The following is an 18,837-nucleotide window of genomic DNA, read 5'->3' as shown; positions in this document are numbered from 1 at the left end:
TTTGTGCTGATATTTGCAAGCGATTACAAAACAATGAATACGTCTCGTGACGACTGAATACAGCTTGTTGACGAATTTCATAATGGAGGGGGCCATTTTGTGCGTAAGAGCAAAACCTTTACCAACATCTTTGTTCCTGTTCTCCTCTTAAGTATCGGAATTGTTGTTGCTTTTGGAAGCTATATCTATGTCTCCACTACGAAATCCGTCATTGAACGGGTAGGGGAAGGCCGGCAAAGTCTGATCATGCAAGTGCGCAACACGTTGGAGCAGAAAATTCAAACGATTGAATATGCTTTTGCCACGTACAGCACAACGCCATCATTTCGTACAGTCATTAATAGTCCACTTACCGGTCAGGATTACGAGGCTTATCGGGAACTGAATTCACAGCTCGGTTATATCTCGACGATGGGCCTTGATGGCGTGCAATACACGCTCGTAAGCCTGAGGCAAAATTGGAGTCTGTCCAACGGGTCGTTAACCCGAATTACGGATGATGAGAAACAGGAGATGCAGGATTTGTTTGCTGATCCGGACGGCAATGGATTGTACTGGAGCAAAACCCAGGATGGCCTCCGGTTACTACATACCTTACCTGTCTACTCCAAGGAAAAACAAGCGATCGCCATGTCGGATATTTCTTTGCGTACACTAAATCAATCGTTGCAGACCCCATCGGAAGCCGCCATCTACATTCTAAATAAAAAGGGCGAATTATTGTATGCAACGCCAACAGACCAAAAAGCCATGTCGAGCGAGCAAATGAGCTGGCTCAGTAAGCAGATAGTCAGCGAACCGCTGACTGGAAAGATGGAGATTCCTGATGAATCCGGGGATGCTCGTATTGGCCTCTATGCCCGTTCCACCTACAATGGCTGGACTTACGTCACCTTGCTCGATCAGAAGGAAATCAGCCAGGCCTTATCAACGACCCGCATTGGCTTAATCGTGATGGCTGTAGTGATTATGGGACTGATGGTTGTTCTTGCGTACATTATCTCCTTGCATCTTGCCAAGCCATTCCGCAAAATTCAGCACAGTCTTGGGGGACACACCGAGAGAACGGTCAAAGATGAAGTCGATTGGATTATTCAGTCCATCCACTCCATTGTATCCGAGAAAGAACATTTGGAGCAGCTTATTCATCTGGAAAAACCGAAGCTCGAAACCCAATTCGTTCTTAATGTACTACAGAATCGTATAACTCGGGAAGAAATTATAAACAACCTTGAACGGTTCGCATACCTCAATACGTCCGATGGTGTGTTCGCTACCATGCTGATTCAGATTGATCGGTGCGGAGAAGGTCCTTTGTCGGACAGAGATACGTTGCTGCTTACAGTGAATCAGTTGGTGCAGGAGATCATTCCCCCATCACAGCGCTTGCTGCCTGTCGTACTGAACGATCGGACGCAGGCAACCGTATTGCTCTTTGAATCGGAATCTCCTCAGATGCGAGAGGTCATCATGCGCTATGCCAAAAAGATCATTATGTTGTCCCGTGAATATTGGTCTGCTTCAGTCAGCGTGGGCATTAGTGCCCCGTACGAAGATTTGATGAATACCCGGGAAGCTTGTGATATGAGCCTTGAAGCATTATATCAACGTCTCAAGCTTGGCAAAGAGTCTGTTGTGTTCTACGAGGATATCTCACGCGGCAGCAGCGGGCCTACGTTATTGCATTATCCAACAGAGCTTGAAACCCGACTATTCGATGCCATTCGCCTTGGGGACAGAGAAGAAGTGTCGCGCACGTTATATCCACTTCTGGCTGATATGATGAAGCACAGTCCTAATCCGATGAACCTGGAAATTACGCTGATTCGTTTTGTGAACAATCTGATACAATTGGAACAATTGATTGGTGCAGACGTACTATTAACCCAGTATAACTCCACGTTGTACCACAGGCTGTTAAACACGCTTAACCCGGAAGAGATTGAGCATATTCTTGTGCATGAGGTCATCTATCCGATGGTTGAGAGCATGCAGGAGAGGGCCAACCAGCAATTTCGCACCATTGCAGATCGGATGGCATCCATCGTTCGCACAGAATATGATCAGGACTTGTCGCTCGAATTGATCAGTGAACGTTTGCACTATACGCCTAACTATCTAAGCAGTATTTTTCGTAAGGAGTACAGTATGACCTTTAGTGAGTATCTGATGAATTTCAGACTGGACGTGGCAAGAAAGTGGCTGGTGGACACTAATATGCCGATTAAAGACATTGCCGAACGTCTGGGATATCAGAACTCCCAAAACTTTATTCGCTCCTTCCGTAAAAAAGAGAATCTCACCCCTGGTGCTTACCGCAGGATGAGAATGGATTAGAATCCACGTTCAAATCCCCTCAGGTTAATAACCCGAGGGGATTGTTCGTTCTCAGTAGAGTGTTTACCCTTTCACCGATCCGAGAAGGGCTCCCTTGGTAAAGTGTTTCTGTACAAATGGGTACGCAATCAGCATCGGTACGGTAGCTACAACGATCACACTCATTTTGATTGTTTGCGATGGAGGTACGATATCTACAACGGAGCTATTGCCATCCATACCACTGGAGACAATGACAATCTGGCGGAGCAGTACCTGAAGAGGCCACATTCTGGACTCATTGAGATACAAAATAGCATTCATATAGGTATTCCAATAGGATACGCCATAAAACAGGGACAGTGTAGCTATCGATGGCAAGGCCAGTGGAATCATGATCTGCAGCAGAATACGAAAATCATTGGCTCCGTCGATCTTGGCTGATTCCTCGAGACTGTCGGGGAGAGCCTGAAAGAAATTGCGCATGATGATCAGATTAAAGGCGTTGATGGCTGTAGGAATGATCATGGACCAGTACGAGTCGATTAACCCAACAGCTTTGACGACCAAAAAGGTAGGAATCATGCCGCCACTGAACAACATGGAGAAAACGATCAGGAAATTGATAAAGTTTCTGCCCAGAAGATATCTCCGGGATAACCCGTAAGCCATGAGCGCTGTTAGTGTCATGCTCACAATAGTTCCTGCCAGCGTGATGAATATGGATACGCCCAGTCCTTTGAAGATGGTAGGTGTAGAAAAGATATAACGGTAGGCATCCAGAGAGAAGGTCGTGGGGAACAAAATAAACTTCTTTTGCACAATCTCTTGTGTGGAGGCGAAGGAACTGGCAACGACATTTACGAAGGGCAACAGACAAGCCAGAGAGAAAAGAAGCAGCAGCGTATAATTCATTACGTTGAATATGACGCCTCCGAGGCGTTCCTTTCGAATAGCGATTTTGGACATATGGATTGTTCCTCCTTGATGGATAATGATCTGCCCTAACCATAACAAGCAAAGATTATTACGTATATAATCCTCACCTACTGAACTTGAAGAGGGTGAGAATCGTGATTTTTGAGGATAGAGAACCCTGATAATCAGCAGGACGAATAATAATCCTGAACTACAATCAACCAATACAAAAATGGCCTAGAGCCCCGGTACACGCGGAGTTACTCAACCACAATAGCTAATGATTATGTACGTAATCGCTTACATGAAATATGCTTGGGAAGCAATCAACGCAAAATCCAGATCGAGGAGGTTAGCAAGCAGTGAGAGAATCAGAACCCGGAGTCGTTTCGTTGCAACGCAACGCATACGGAAAGACCGGACTAACTCATTATTTAAGAAGGGCTGCATCCAACAAACTTCTCTATTTAATGATTCTTCCCGGCTTCGTGTACTTTGTGATCTTCAAGTATTTTCCCATGGGCGGACTTATCATTTCATTTCAGGATTATCAACCGTTTCTCGGAATCAAGGACAGCCCATGGGTTGGTTTCAAGCATTTTATTCGTCTGTTTACGGAGCCGACCTTTGCCATGTTGCTTAGCAACACTTTGATTTTGTTTGCGCTGGAGTTGGTGATCTTCTTTCCGATTCCCATTATACTCGCCCTAATGATGAATGAAGTACGGCACAAGATGTTCAGAAATTCCATTCAGACCATCGTGTACATTCCACACTTCATGTCCTGGGTAATCATCGTATCCATCACATATGTATTCCTCAGCGTAGATGGGGGAGTCGTCAATGAAATTATTGCAGCCTTTGGAGGAAGCAAAATCAGCTTTTTGACATCACCGGAGTGGCTTCGTCCGATGTACATCTTACAGATTATATGGAAGGAAGCAGGCTGGTCTACGATCATCTACCTTGCAGCCATTACCGTGGTGGATACGCAACTCTATGAGGCCGCAGACATGGATGGTGCATCACGGTTGCGTAAAATGTGGCATGTGACCTTGCCAGCCATTCGTCCCGTCATTATTACATTGCTTATTCTTAAAATCGGCAACACGCTTGAACTCGGATTCGAACATATGTATTTGCTTCTGAATTCGCTAAATCGCGAAGTGGGAGAGATTTTCGATACGTACATCTTCACCGCCGGCTTAAAGAACGGTCAATTAAGCTTCAGCACCACAGTAGGGTTGTTCAAGGGCTTGGTTGGACTGGTACTCGTTATGCTCGCTAACCGGTTGGCGAAAAAGTTGGGTGAGGACGGGGTCTACTAGTGAACGAAGTGCAATGTCGAAACTTAATTGAATCGTGAGGATGTAGGCTCTACAAAAAAATATGAAAAGGGGAGTTACACATGAGATTTAGATCCTTCAAATTGTTAGCGTTTACGTTATGTGGAACCTTACTTCTCTCCGCTTGTTCCGGGGGGAACAACGATACGGGCATCAATGCCGATGGAAAGACAACGATTAGTTGGTTGAACATCATGCATACTGCTTCGCCGCCGACCGATACGGTACTTAATAAGATTGAAGAGTTCACAGATGTAGATATCCAATTTTCATGGATACCCGATGCTTCCAAGGAAGAACGCCTAAATACCTCACTTGCTTCAGGTTCACTGGCTGATATCGTCTCCCTGACCATTCTGGAAAACTCTTCGGTCCGAAATGCGCTGAAAGCAGGCGTCTTCTGGGAAGTTGGACCTTATCTCGATGAATATCCAAATCTGAAAGGCATCTCTCAGGATATGCGTAATTCCGCATCCATTGAGGGGAAGTTGTACGGTATACCCATGCAAAAACAGGTTGCACGTAACGGTGTCATTCTTCGTAAAGACTGGCTCGATCATGTTGGATTACCTGTACCCAAAACAACTGCCGAATTAATGGAAGTTGCCAAAGCCTTCACGGAGCAAGACCCTGATGGCAATGGAGCCAACGATACGACAGGATTTATTGATCGGAGCGACTTGGTATTCGGTGCATTCAAAACACTGAGCTCCTACTTTGGCACCCCAAGCGGCTGGGCCATTAGCGAGGATGGAAAAGTGACACCCGAGTTCGAAGCGGAGGGTTATATCCAGGCCATGGATTATATGAAAGAGCTGTACCAGAATGGATACATTAATCAGGATTTCGCGGTAACCGCCAAGAAGGATCAACAAGAGGGATTTGCTCAGGGCAAAGCCGGGATATATGTGGGAGCATTGTTTGACAGCAAAGGCCTGTTTAATCTGGCCAAAGGCGTACAGGACGACATGGAACTCGTTATGGTGAATGATATTACATCAACGGGAAATGAAAGTGACCGGGCCATATGGTCCACGTCCAATGGTGTAGGAGGACTGCTTGCTTTCCCAAAATCGGAAGTTAAAGACGAAGCTGAATTGAAACGGGTTCTGAAGTTTATGGATGATCTGATGAGTGAAGAGGTGTTCACCTTAATGACCTACGGTATCAAAGATGTGCATTATAGCCTCGACGAGAACAATGGTGCCACAATTATTGATACCAAGCTATGGGAGCAAGAGGTACAGCCATTTTCTTCCTCGCGACCCAACGAGAACGGGTATGCCATTATGGATGCTGACCCGCTCCGTATTGAATCTACACGGTTAATTGAGGAAAATACAACCTTTGCCGTGCTGAACCCGGTGTACTCGCTGGAATCACCAACGTTCTCAGAACAAGGCTCTGAATTGCAGAAAATCATCACGGATGCGACTTACAAGTATATCCTGGGCAAGCTGGATCGTGCTGGCTTCCAGAATGCAATTGATACCTGGAGAAAATCAGGTGGAGACAAAATCATTACCGAATATGAGGCAGCGCACCAAGCCTTATTAAACAATAAATAAACAGCAAATAAGTGCGGAGGAGGAACTCTACAGATGCTTGAAACGAAATCTGTTAAGGATTTATGGGCAGCCAAAACAGCCGCATCCATCATGGAGCGAACCCCTAAGCTTTATGAAGAAAACGGGCACCACGCCAAGTGGTCTTATGATTATGGAGTAGTGCTAAAAGGATTTGAACGGTTATGGCAAGCGACAGGTGATGAGCAATATGCGCAATACATCCAGCATAATATGGATTATTTTGTTCAAGATGATGGATCTGTTCGGGGATACCGGATGGAAGAACATAATATCGATCATTTGAATAATGGCAAGCTGATGTTCGGCCTTTATGACAGGACAGGGAAAATGAAATATAAGCTTGCAGCAGGTCTGTTACGTGAACAACTTGTGACTCACCCGCGCACGTCAGAGGGAGCTTTCTGGCACAAGCAAGTATATCCCTACCAGATCTGGTTGGACGGTCTCTATATGGGAGCGCCGTTCTATCTGGAGTACTTGCTTCGTTGGGAACCCGAAGAGGAATTATTGAATGATGTAACCAAACAATTTATTTTGTGTGCCAAACATACCCGAGACGATGCTACAGGACTGCTCTATCATGCTTGGGATGAAAAGCGCGTTCAGCCTTGGAGCCATTCGGTAACAGGGCAATCGCCTAACTTTTGGGGCAGATCTATCGGCTGGTTTGTTATGGCTTTAGTGGATGTTCTGGAGTTATTACCGAACCATCATCCCGATTTTCACAAGTTGGTTGAGATTTTCACGGATACGATGGCCGCTCTGCGCACTTATCAGGATACAACTAGCGGGGTATGGTATCAGGTGGTGAATGAGGGGAATCGCAAAGGGAATTACCTGGAAGCGTCAGCATCCAGCATGATTGTATACGCCCTGGCCAAAGGTATTCGCCTAGGATGGTTACCACGGGAATGGGAACCGGTATTGAATCATGCTTATGCAGGATTAATCTCTGAATTCGTAATGGAAACCAATCAGGGTTGGGTGAATCTCTACAAAAACTGCCAGGTGGCAGGGCTCGGTGGAGATACCCGACGTGACGGAAGTTACGCTTATTATATAAGTGAGCCGATTATAACCAATGATCAAAAAGGATTGGGTGCCTTCTTGCTCGCATGTACCGAATACGAGTACCTGCTGCATGCCAAAGTTTAATTGCCTATGACGAGAACCGGTGTATCGGAAACCTAGAACGTGATCGCAGGAAGAATACGGATAGGTTTCGGATTACAACCGGTTTTCGCACTTTTTTTTACTGATAACGCTTACATAATGTTGAGGAGGTGATGCCAGGTAACAGAAAGATTTACTGCATGAGCATCTGGTTCTCAGTGGGGTAACATCTGCACAAATACATGTAAACCGGAGGAGGAAGATTCGTTGAAAAGAATTGTATCATTCGTATTGGTCGTTGCAATGTTATTTAGTGTGCTACCAGGTATGGTTGCTGCAGAAGATGAAGCTACTCCATTATTACCCGCATTTCCCGGTGCTGAAGGTGGCGGTAAGTACGTAACAGGTGGTAGGGGAGGATCGGTGTATGAAGTCACCACCCTCTCCGATTCCGGCCCCGGATCTCTTCGAGATGCCGTTAGTCACAGCGATACAACCGTTGTATTCAGAGTGGGAGGAACGATTCATCTGGAATCCCCTCTGGCGATTACCGGTTCTAATATCACGATTGCTGGACAGACAGCTCCAGGAGAAGGCATCACCGTATCGGATTATTGGACTACATTCCAAGCGGATAACATTATCGTCAGACATATGCGCTTTCGGCTCGGGGATAAGCACCCAAGTGAGGATGACGTATTTGGCGGGCGATACCACAAAAACATTATGATCGACCACTCATCGTTTACCTGGTCTGTCGATGAAGTGCTGAGTATGTACGCCAACGAGAATACAACTGTGCAGTGGTCTGTCATTGCTGAGAGCATGCTGATGACCACGCATCAGAAGGGTCGACATGGATATGCAGGCATCTGGGGCGGGAACAACACGTCTTACCATCACAATATCATTGCTCACAATGTGAGCCGTAACCCAAGATTTGCAGGAGCTCCTGGTTTTAATACCGAGTCCTACAACAATATTGTCTATAATTGGGGGTTCTTCTCTGCTTATGGCGGTGAGGAAGGCAATTATAACCTCATGAATAACTATTATAAATATGGTCCGAATACGTATCGCAACGCCCGGGATCAAATTTTCCTCGATGTTGGCCCTGATACACGTATACATGTGAGTGGCAATGTCGTGGACGGTTATCCCGATGTCACAGCGGACAACTGGTTAGGTGTGGGTGAACTTGCGAATCCAGATTCCAAACTACTCTCGCCAGTGCAGATGGCTAATCCCGCATCCATTGACGATGCAGAGATAGCCTATGAGCAAGTCCTTGCAAAGGCAGGTGCAAGTCTGCCAAGACGAGACGCCATCGATGCACGAATCGTAAATGATGTGAAGAATCGCACCGGACAACATATTAATTCGCAAAAGGAAGTCGGGGGTTACCTTGAGTTCGAGGAAACGACGTCAGCTCTGGTTGACTCTGATCATGACGGTATGCCTGACGAATGGGAGATCAGCATGGGACTCGATCCTAATGATTCTGCTGACCGCAATGAGATACATGAATCAGGTTATACCTATCTGGAAGTATATCTGAACAGCATTGCTGGCAATGGATCTATTAATCCTACGGTTGAAATTCAATCACCTGCCAACCATACCGTTCAGACAGAAGGCTCTTCCGTTGAGATCACTGCTTTTGCCTCTGATGCTGACGGTAGCATTGCCAAAGTGGAATTTTACCAAAACGATGTGAAACTGGGGGAAGATGATACAGCGCCTTACACGTTGACTTGGGAAAATGTGCAGGATGGCACACATTATCTCACTGCCCGAGCAATTGATGAATCAGGTACTTCAACGCAGTCCAACAATGTCACGGTACATGTTCACAAGCAGAACAGTATTGCCCCTTGGTCATCCACCGATATTGGAGAACCGGGCATTACGGGTCATACCCAATTGGGAGCTAACGATACTGACGTTACGGTAAAATCAGCTGGAGATATCAGTGGAGAGACGGATCATTTCCACTATGCTTACCAAGCCTTAGAAGGCAATGGTGAGATTGTAGCTAGAGTTGATCAGGTGACAGCTACCGATGATGGTGCGGAAGCAGGTGTCATGATTCGTAAAAGTCTGAATGCGTCATCCCCGTTTATTGCCGCCATGGTCACTTATGTGAAGGGTGGACAACAAGCAGTTAGCCTCGTTCGTGATGGAGCAGGTAACGAAGTTGTACATCAGGAAAAAGGTGGTATGGTTACACTCCCGTATTGGGTAAAGCTTGTGCGACTTGGGGATCAAGTGAACTCACTCGTATCCCAGGATGGTAACGACTGGTTTGTTATCGATTCACAATCATTCCCAGCAGACGAAACGGTCTATATCGGATTGGCAGCCGATGCTTCCAAACCGGATGATGAAGTTGATAAGCTCAATACATCTGTTTTCTCCAATGCATCTGTTCAGGAGTTGCCTGCTGATTTCCCAATAGCACCCACTGAACTTGTAGCTGAGCCAAATCTCAAGTCCATTCACTTACATTGGGATGAAGTGCAAAGTGCGGACTCTTATTCGATATATAGATCAGAGATTCCTGGTGGGCCATACACTTTGCAGCAAGAGGGTATCACGATCACCAGCTACACAGATCCCAATCTAACTGTAGGTAAATCCTATTATTACGCTGTAAAGGCTACGAATGATCATGGCACAAGCTTCTACTCAAATGAAGCTAGTGCATCAGCGGAAGGAGAGCCGGAGACAATTCATGATATAAATGATGATTTTGAGGATATCGAAATAAATACAACCCCAGCAAGTTACACTGTATTACCTGATCCACAGACAGCCGATCTCAAAGTCGTTGTGACGCCTGTTCCTACAGGAACAACGGGGAACTCATCTTCTAAAGCGCTCATGCTGTACGACAATGGGGTTGGCATTTCTCAATTCGTGAGATCCTTTCCAGCACAACGGGACAGCTTTGTGTTTGAAGCTGATATTATGTCTCAAGGCTGGCCTGGCACATCAACGGTACTGCAATTGCAAAATGGAACGGGAAGTCGCACCGCACTCTCCATCGAGCTACGCAAACCTTCTGCTCCGGTAGCAGAGGACCAATATACGCTAATTTACAAAAAAGACGGCAAAGATTACAAATTAATGGATGCACCGGTCAATAACCGCTGGTACAGCTTCAAGATCGTTGGCAATGTAGCCTCGCAAAAAGCGGATATATACGTTGATGATGTGCGCGTCGCAGATAATGTGCCGTTCCAGGCCGATGTGGCTGCTGATGGTGTTGGACGAATGTTTGCCAGAACACCAGGCACGGGTAAAGGAACGTTGTTCTATGACAATGTAAAACTCTATGTTGAACCAGTTAGTTCTCCTAAAGGGCTACGCTCGGAGCCAGGCAATGGTATGGTGAGATTACACTGGGAGGAAGCGGATGGAGCTTCTACGTACAATGTAAAGCGTAGTATCCAGTCCGAGAACGACTATGAATTGATTGCTTCTGAATTAACTGAGACAACCTACATTGACGAAGAGGTCACCAATGGAACGACCTACACATATGTCGTGACGGCCGTTGGTCCTTTGGGCGAGAGCAGCAACTCGAATACGTCTTCAGTGACACCCTCGGAGGATGCTGTGCGGCCGGAAGTGCCTAAGAGTCTGATGGCTGTTGCTAGAAATGCACAAGCAGAATTAACGTGGGAAAAAGTCGAAGCAGCTAACTACTATACAGTAAAACGAAGTTTGCAGGCTGAAGGCCCGTATACAACTGTGGCGTCTCGTACGTCTGTTCCTACGTTTCGGGATGGGGGACTGGATAATGGAACGACCTACTATTACGTCGTATCTGCCACTGGTATTGGAGGAGAGGGAGCAGATTCTGCCCCTGTTGCTGTAACACCGACCATGGCTCTATCTACCCCTAAAGTCACAGTAGAGCCTCTTCCCGAATCCGTTTCTATCACGTGGGAAGCTATAGAAGGAGCTTCGACTTACGTGATCAAGCGTGCAACGTCCGTGACTGGAACTTACGAAGTCATTGCTGATCAGGAATCTGGAACTTCCTATCTGGATACAGGACTAGTGAACGGTAAGCCCTATTATTACAAGGTGACTGCACTTGCTCAAGGTACACGAAGCCTTGACTCCGCAGCCGCTGGCACTCGACCAGCATTGGATGATGGTAGGCCTCAGCCTCCGTCGGAGATTCGTGCAGAGCCAGATGAAAGTACAATCTCTCTTGCTTGGCAAGAAGCCGAGGGAGCTGAGTATTATGCAGTGAAACGAAGTGAATCACCCGAAGGGCCGTTCGTTACTGTAGCTTCCAGTGTAGATGATACTTCATTTTCTGATACACAGTTAATCAATGGCACTGCCTACTATTACGTCATTACTTCGTTTAATGAAGTTGGCGAGAGCATGTCGTCCGCTCCAATATCTGAAATTCCTGCACCCGTTCTAACAGTGTCATCTGATGGAAGTGCACAATATGAACAGGTTCAGGAAGCCATTCATGCGGTTCCTGACAATAGCACGCTTCCTACCATCATACGAATCAAGGACGGAGTCTACCGTGAGAAGCTGGATGTACCGTCCAGCAAAAAACATCTGCGAATCATTGGCGAGAGCCGGGAGGGTACTGTGCTGATCTATGGTGATTCTGCCAGCACATTGGATTCATCCGGCAATCCTCTCGGCACCTCAGGCAGCTATAGCTTTCGGGTGCAGACAAACGATTTTACGGCTGAGCATCTGACAATACAGAATGATGCTGGCGACAATGCAGGTCAAGCGGTTGCTCTGTTAGCTCGCGGTGATCGTCTGGTATTCCGGGACGTTAGCCTAAAGGGATGGCAGGACACACTCTATGTAAACGATGGAAGACAATATTATGTGGACAGTTATATTGAAGGTGATGTCGACTTTATCTTTGGCAATGCAACTGCATTGTTTGAGAACAGCGTCATTCACAGCTTAAGCAGTGGTTACGTTACAGCAGCATCCACTGCGGAAGAGAAGTCTGGTTATATATTCCTGAATAGCCGCATTACTGGCGAATCAGGTCTTGCTGGTACGATACCTCTTGGCAGACCGTGGAGACCTTATGCCAATGTAGTCTATATCAACAGCTATATGGATAATCACATCAGTTCATCCGGATGGAATAACTGGAGTAACTTGGATAATGAACGTACGGCACGTTTTGCCGAATTTGCCAGTTATGGGCCTGGAGCGACTCCCAAAGCACGTTTTAACTGGACGACTCAGTTGACTGCAGAAGAAGCAGAGAAGTATCTGCCTGACCAGCTCTTTGCAGGAGCGGATGATTGGAATCCGGCTTTAGAACTTTCAATCGTGCAAGAGAATGCTGAGATCGATAATCCATAACATATTAATGAAGGAGAACTTCACGTGAAAACATTTCGCAACCCTGTGTTGCCGGGATTTCATCCAGACCCGTCGGCCATTCGTGTAGGAGAAGATTATTATCTCGTTACGTCCAGTTTTGAATATTTTCCGGGCGTACCGTTATTCCATAGTAAAGATCTGGTTCATTGGCAGCAGCTAGGCCATGTTCTTGATCGTACTTCACAGCTTAATTTGGATGGGATTATGCCTTCTCGGGGCATATGGGCTCCAACGATTCGTTATCATAACGGCACATTCTATATGATTACTACATTTGTTGATAACGAAAAGAAGGAACATAACTTCTATGTAACTACTACTGATCCGTCAGGTGACTGGTCTGATCCGATATGGCTGGATGATGCGCCAGGTATTGATCCGTCACTTTTCTTTGACGAAGACGGGCGAACCTATTACACCGGGAATCGAATCCCACCAGCTGGACAGGACTATCCCAAACATATGGATATCTGGCTCCAGGAAATTGATTTGAAGCAGGGCAGGCTTGTTGGTGAAAAAGTGAGCATCTGGCAGGGGGCGCTCAAAGTTGCCCATGCTCAGGAAGGACCTCATATCTATAGAAAAGATGACTGGTATTACCTGTTAATTGCAGAAGGAGGAACCGGCCATACACATGCGGTAACGATTGCACGAAGCCGCAACATCACAGGTCCCTTTGAAGGTCACCGAGCCAATCCAATTCTCACACATCGGCATCTTGGTAGAGATTATCCAATCGTGAATGTAGGCCATGCCGAATTAATTGAGACCCAGCAAGGCGACTGGTGGTTGTTTTGCCTTGCATCCAGAACGGCTGGAGGATATTACCGGAACCTGGGTCGGGAAACATTCCTGACTCCTGTTCGATGGGAAGAGGAGTGGCCCGTTGTCAGTCCGGGTGTTGGCAGACTGGAACTGGAAACAATATCGCCAGACTTGCCTGAAATGAAGTGGCCAAATACACCTGTTAGAGAGGATTTCGACGAGGCCCGTTTGTCTCCAGAGTGGAATTTCCTGCGAACTCCGCGCGGCGAGTTCTGGAGCTTAACTCAGCGACCGGGACATTTGCGATTAAGATTGAAAAGCGACCAACTGACGGATTCAGGAAACCCGGCATTTGTGGGACGCCGTCAACAACATTTGTGCTTCTACGCAGCAACACAACTGGAATTCAAACCGCAACATGAAGGAGAAGCAGCCGGTCTTACTCTTTTTCATAACGCGGATCACCATTTTCGATTTGAGTTAACACTAAAACAAGGAGAGCCTGTCATTCAACTTGTGGAGCGCGAAAATGGTGAGGAAAGGCTGCTGGGTTCAATACCTTGGAACACCAGCATCATCCAGTTGAAAGTGGAGGCTCAACAACAGCAATACAGTTTTTATTATCGTTTAACTAATGTTGAGGAATGGGAAGTGTTAGTCGAAAATGCCGATGGTCGGTTGCTCAGTACGGATCGTGCTGGGGGATTTACGGGAACATACATCGGCATGTATGCGAGCACACAAGTCGATTTAAACTCAGTAGACAGTGTTGATCAATTACACTACGAGATCACAAATTCTTCTTTTGTTGATTTTGATTGGTTTGATTACAAAGGGGATTGAGTTTTAACTGAATGCTATTCTTCAGGTAATCACCTCAAGTTAACAATATACCAAGACAACATTCAAACTGTAGCCGTTTCCTAATCTTCCTCCAGGGAACGGTTATATAATTTCATCTGTAATCATGTAGCCTTGTATTAATAACAAAGTCCAGCAATACTTGCCGAGAGACGTTAGTTAAAGCAGGTTAGAAGATTAAAACCTCTCTTTGGAAGCAAACCTAGATGTATTAGCTTCTAAGGGGAGGTTTTATTATGAAGTTAAGTGAGTTGTGGTATCTAAATGAGGCTGATAAACGAATTCAGGGATATAGTCCAAGAACATTGAACGCCTACGTCCTCCAGTACATAATGCTAATGACAGAATTAGATGATCCCGAGATAGCGGAGATTACATTGACAATGCTGAAGAATCTGCCGCTATTCAACTAAAGGGCAGGTTAGTTTAACAAGATACATCAATATGATCTGTATATCATTTAAATGATGTGACAATAATGTCACACTGAAATGAATATTGTTATGCTAATCGATGGGAATATATAGTCATTTACTCTTATACTTGAACTTGTTAAGCGAGTTTATTTTCGTAAAGGGGATATCTGCTAATGACTGATGTAATAAAAGCAATAATACTTGGCATAATAGAAGGCTTAACTGAATTCTTACCCGTATCGTCTACTGGACATCTTATTTTAGCAGGCAATTTACTTAACTTTGAGGGAGACGCGGCAATAACCTTTAAAATTGTTATACAGTTGGGTGCAGTGATGGCAGTTCTAATTCTTTATTGGAAAAGGTATATGGAGATTGGGTCAAACTTAATTAAAATGGACTTTTCAAAAAGTAAAGGATTAAACGTAATACATATGATTTTGGCTATGTTACCAGCATTAATCGTATATCTTCTACTAAAGGACACTATAAAAAGTCAATTATTCGGCCCTACACCTGTCTTAATTGGTTTAGTTGCTGGTGGTTTGTTAATGATCATCGCAGCACAGAGTAAGAGAACTACCAGCGTTGATACAATTGATATGATTAGTTACAAACAAGCTTTTGGGATTGGCTTATTCCAATGTCTAGCTTTGTGGCCAGGTTTTTCGAGATCGGGTTCGACGATTTCAGGTGGACTTTTGCTCGGTACTAGCCAAAAAGCTGCCGCAGATTTTACGTTCATTATTTCTGTACCTGTTATGTTTGGTGCTACCTTGTTGGACTTATATGATAGCCGCGATTTACTTAGTTTAGACGATTTTTATCTAATGTTAATTGGCTTTATGACATCCTTTCTTGTGGCTATGATTGCGGTAGTAACGTTTATTAGACTGATCAAGCGACTTCGATTGGAGTGGTTTGCTCTATACCGTTTTGGATTAGCAGCCCTTTTCTATTTAATCGTCATACTGTAACTGTAAACTATAATTTATAAACTCTCTTATTTTATCGGTATTTCACCCATAAATTCATTAAGCTAACGGGCAGGTTAGTTTAATGGAATTAACTTATTTGAGTGACTTTCAGAGCAAATTTGATCAACTTTTTGGATCTAGTTGAATGGATTTAGTATTCCCTTTAAATGGAGTTAAGGATTGTCCGATCTTAATCATATACTCTTTTGCTTTATCTTTACTGATATTATTGATTGAATTAACATTATTGATTGATTTAACATTCTTCTTGTCAATAAGAATCATGTAATTTCTACCTTCATTATCAAAACTCAATGCATAAAGGAAATGGTTTTCCTTATACTCAGCCTTTGTTTTATCATTTATGTTGATTGTATTACTCTTGCTAAAATCTGACCGTTCTATTTGTGGATTAACATGAATTCGAACTTTCAGATCTTCACCTACGTATTCCATTGTTAGAATAGCACCATCACCAACAATGAGTATACTTTTCAAATATGATTCACTGGGTAACCATGTTGGTATTAATACAGGATTTTTAGATGTTAATTTTTGATATTCTTTAACTGCTTCACTTAGTGAATCAAAATACGTAATCGGATAGTGAGCTTCCTTATCAACTTTAGGCAATACAGCTTCAGAATAAGCACTAATGGAAGGGATTATTCCTGTTATCCCATACCCAATAAGTACTAATAAGAACTTCATCATTAATCTCTTCATAAACATCCTCCTTGAAACTACTGAAACCTTTGTTTGAGTTATTTATCTGCTTATCTCGACTTTTTATTCAGACCGCTCAATAAAAGATTAAATACCTGATGGGCGATTCCCAGTCATAAGCCGATCCGGAGGTAATGCCTAATTTAATCGGCTCGGGTCTCCACAAGTATCATCGATACGAAGTCAATTACAGCAGTAGATGAGCCGAATAAGGAATTAATTCATGAACATTCATGTGTTACCGATCCGATCCATTTAAGTTTTTTGGGAATGACAGTGATGAAAGGAGAGCAGCCAGAAACAGTTCAGATGACGTTTCATCGAGATGGTTTTAACGGCTATAGGGTAGATGATATTAAAATGATTGTTACTTAGGAACAAGATTAAGCTAACGTAGAAACGATAGCATAATAATACAAAGAAAGCAGCAGATCAATGTGATCGGCTGCTTTTGTTCAACTAACGGGCAGGATAGATGGAATAAAAAAATAAGTCCGCCAATAACCTGGCAGGTTATTAGTCCATTCCTAGTATAAACAACTCACATACACTGAACCACGGCTTATATGGAGGTGTTGTTGTTGAGTGGTCTGAAAAGAAAGAAACGTTGTAAAAAAATAACCATAATCGATTGCCCACCAAATGGGAAAAGAAAGTTACGTCGTCTTCAAGTTAATAAAAAATTTATACGAGTGAAGTGTCCTCAGCCTAAGGTGATTGTTAGATCCCGAAAGCTTGTAGGACAGCAATTACTACAAGGACTTGCAGGAGCAATTGCAGAAGCTGGTCCTCAAGGAGTTGCGGGAGCCCTGGGACCCCAAGGACTTGCAGGAATTGTAGGAGCAGTTGGGGAACTCGGTCCCCAAGGAATTGCGGGAGCCCTAGGACCCCAAGGACTTGCAGGGCTTTTAGGAGCAATTGGTGAACTCGGTCCCCAAGGAATTGCGGGAGCCCTAGGACCCCAAGGACTTGCAGGGCTTTTAGGAGCAATTGGCGAACTCGGTCCCCAAGGGATTGCGGGAGCCTTGGGACCCCAAGGAATTGCAGGGCTTGTAGGAGCAATTGGCGAACTCGGTCCTCAAGGAATTGCGGAAGCTCTGGGAACCCAAGGAATTGAAGGGCTTGTAGGAGCAATTGGCGTACTTGGACCCGAAGGACCAGCAGGTGTATCGGGTCTGCCGGGACTGCCGGGACTGCCGGGTCCTCCGGGTCCGCAAGGAATGCCCGGATTACAAGGTCCGCAAGGAATGCCGGGATTGCCAGGTCCGCAAGGTCCGCCGGGTCCGGGGTGTATCGAACCGCCGCCTGTAGCTACCCAAATCGTCTATGTGAATAAAGCTGGTAACGATCTGACCGCCGACGGATCGGAATGTCTACCATTTTTGACGGTCACGGCTGCGATGGCGTCCATCGTTGATGCAACGCCAACAAAACGGTATGCAATTTCGATTGGTCCGGGTACGTACACGGAACCACTCGTTCATCTGAAGGCCAACGTCCAATTGGTGGGAACGAGTACGTTATTAACGAGATTGGCCATTCCCTTCGACATTGTCGATCCGTCTTGGTTTGAAACCGGGTTCGTGAATGATAACCGTTCGGGCTTTGTGGACCTGACTTTACTGACAGGGCCACTTGATTTTAACTTTGCGACAGCTAGCAGCTTCAGTGGAAAGCTGTTCTTTGTCAGCGTGAATATGACACCTACGCCGGTTTTTACGGCGCTAACCACTTCCGTCAACCAGGTGAATATCCGGGATTCAATGCTTTCCGCAGGATATACGCAAAACGGAATCAATATGGTGATGTTTGCATCCTTCGTCTCCAGCGGAAATATTACGATCAATTCACAGGCTACGACAGATACACAGGTAAATTTAGTTGGCGGTGGAATAAATGGGAATGTCATCGTTAACGTGCAGTCTGGTCATATTCCAATCGATCCGTTGAATTTGACCAGCTTTGCGATTACGGAGAACATTTTTAACCCTGACCCGAACTCGGGAAGATTGATCGTAAATGGCGTTAACAACGTCGCGACCCGGGTGCGGGCGACTGTTGACTCGATCCCGATACGCACCCGGGTCACACTGATCGGAACGGGGACAACGTTAATTCGGGTTGACGATGCGTTCGGATTAGCGTATATACCAGCTAATCCGGCGAACTGGAGTGCTCCCGTTCCCACAACAGTGCAAGAAGCATTGGACCGGATCGCAGCAAAGTTTCCGCCATTTTAAAGTGGTAAGTAGCAAGCACTGAAACACTCTAAGCTAACGGGAAACAATAGCTCAATAATACAAAGAAGCAGCTGATCAATGTGATCGGCTGCTTTTTGTTCAACTAATGGGCAGAATAGTTCAATCGGTTCTCGGGTATTTTATAGTTTGGATAATTTTAGAAGTTTGAGTATACT

Annotated in this window: 11 protein-coding genes; 9 read left to right on the top strand and 2 right to left on the bottom strand. The window is 45.1% G+C overall.

Translation table 11 applies throughout. The features are described 5' to 3' along the window. The first annotated feature begins 99 nt into the window (after nt 1–99). The gene (locus FS628_RS23035) at nt 100–2,337 is read left to right on the top strand and encodes a helix-turn-helix domain-containing protein (RefSeq protein WP_145325325.1); all 2,238 of its coding nucleotides are present in this window, start codon (nt 100–102) and stop codon (nt 2,335–2,337) included. A 63-nt stretch (nt 2,338–2,400) separates the two neighbouring features. On the opposite strand, the gene FS628_RS23030 is transcribed toward FS628_RS23035, so the two are convergent. Continuing rightward, complete coding sequence (locus tag FS628_RS23030; RefSeq protein ID WP_145325324.1) at nt 2,401–3,285, bottom strand: carbohydrate ABC transporter permease; 885 nt, start codon at nt 3,283–3,285, stop codon at nt 2,401–2,403. Nucleotides 3,286–3,704: 419 nt separating this feature from the next. Between FS628_RS23030 and FS628_RS23025 the strand changes: the two genes are divergently transcribed. From FS628_RS23025 to FS628_RS22995, 7 genes are all read left to right on the top strand, one after another. Then, nucleotides 3,705–4,562, top strand: coding sequence for an ABC transporter permease (locus FS628_RS23025; protein WP_145325524.1), 858 nt, complete (start codon nt 3,705–3,707; stop codon nt 4,560–4,562). Between the two features lie 80 nt (nt 4,563–4,642). Beyond that, on the top strand, nt 4,643–6,148 hold the full coding sequence (locus FS628_RS23020; protein ID WP_145325323.1) for an extracellular solute-binding protein: 1,506 nt from the start codon (nt 4,643–4,645) through the stop codon (nt 6,146–6,148). Between the two features lie 33 nt (nt 6,149–6,181). Further along, nucleotides 6,182–7,324: a glycoside hydrolase family 88/105 protein gene (locus FS628_RS23015; RefSeq protein ID WP_145325322.1), complete on the top strand. Its 1,143-nt coding sequence runs from the start codon at nt 6,182–6,184 to the stop codon at nt 7,322–7,324. Nucleotides 7,325–7,549: 225 nt separating this feature from the next. Next, nucleotides 7,550–12,655 (top strand): pectinesterase family protein, encoded by a 5,106-nt coding sequence (locus FS628_RS23010; RefSeq protein WP_145325321.1) that lies wholly within the window; start codon nt 7,550–7,552, stop codon nt 12,653–12,655. Nucleotides 12,656–12,679: 24 nt separating this feature from the next. Next, nucleotides 12,680–14,284 (top strand): glycoside hydrolase family 43 protein, encoded by a 1,605-nt coding sequence (locus FS628_RS23005; protein WP_145325320.1) that lies wholly within the window; start codon nt 12,680–12,682, stop codon nt 14,282–14,284. A gap of 254 nt (nt 14,285–14,538) precedes the next feature. Continuing rightward, nucleotides 14,539–14,715, top strand: coding sequence for a hypothetical protein (locus FS628_RS31490; protein WP_186327933.1), 177 nt, complete (start codon nt 14,539–14,541; stop codon nt 14,713–14,715). Between the two features lie 176 nt (nt 14,716–14,891). Then, nucleotides 14,892–15,695 carry an undecaprenyl-diphosphate phosphatase gene (locus FS628_RS22995; protein WP_145325319.1) on the top strand — a complete coding sequence of 268 codons (804 nt, stop codon included), beginning with the start codon at nt 14,892–14,894 and terminating at the stop codon, nt 15,693–15,695. Between the two features lie 123 nt (nt 15,696–15,818). Here FS628_RS22995 and FS628_RS22990 read toward each other — a convergent pair whose 3' ends face one another. After that, on the bottom strand, nt 15,819–16,421 hold the full coding sequence (locus FS628_RS22990) for a hypothetical protein (protein ID WP_145325318.1): 603 nt from the start codon (nt 16,419–16,421) through the stop codon (nt 15,819–15,821). Nucleotides 16,422–17,554: 1,133 nt separating this feature from the next. On the opposite strand from FS628_RS22990, the gene FS628_RS31480 reads away from it, so the two are divergent. Further along, on the top strand, nt 17,555–18,661 hold the full coding sequence (locus FS628_RS31480) for an exosporium leader peptide (RefSeq protein WP_440131307.1): 1,107 nt from the start codon (nt 17,555–17,557) through the stop codon (nt 18,659–18,661). The last annotated feature ends 176 nt before the right edge of the window (nt 18,662–18,837 follow it).

The organism is Paenibacillus xylanexedens, from assembly GCF_007676705.1.
GTDB lineage: Bacteria > Bacillota > Bacilli > Paenibacillales > Paenibacillaceae > Paenibacillus > Paenibacillus xylanexedens_C.
The sequence above is the reverse complement of the archived record's forward strand: the minus strand, read 5'-3'. Positions and strand labels throughout refer to the sequence as shown.

Bases quoted from the DNA above. Each gene is read 5' to 3' on its own strand.
- FS628_RS22995 (WP_145325319.1), top strand. From the start codon at position 14,892: ATGACTGATGTAATAAAAGCAATAATACTTGGCATAATAGAAGGCTTA.
- FS628_RS23015 (WP_145325322.1), top strand. From the start codon at position 6,182: ATGCTTGAAACGAAATCTGTTAAGGATTTATGGGCAGCCAAAACAGCC.
- FS628_RS23030 (WP_145325324.1), bottom strand. From the start codon at position 3,285: ATGTCCAAAATCGCTATTCGAAAGGAACGCCTCGGAGGCGTCATATTC.
- FS628_RS23025 (WP_145325524.1), top strand. From the start codon at position 3,705: ATGATTCTTCCCGGCTTCGTGTACTTTGTGATCTTCAAGTATTTTCCC.
- FS628_RS31490 (WP_186327933.1), top strand. From the start codon at position 14,539: ATGAAGTTAAGTGAGTTGTGGTATCTAAATGAGGCTGATAAACGAATT.
- FS628_RS22990 (WP_145325318.1), bottom strand. From the start codon at position 16,421: ATGAAGAGATTAATGATGAAGTTCTTATTAGTACTTATTGGGTATGGG.
- FS628_RS23020 (WP_145325323.1), top strand. From the start codon at position 4,643: ATGAGATTTAGATCCTTCAAATTGTTAGCGTTTACGTTATGTGGAACC.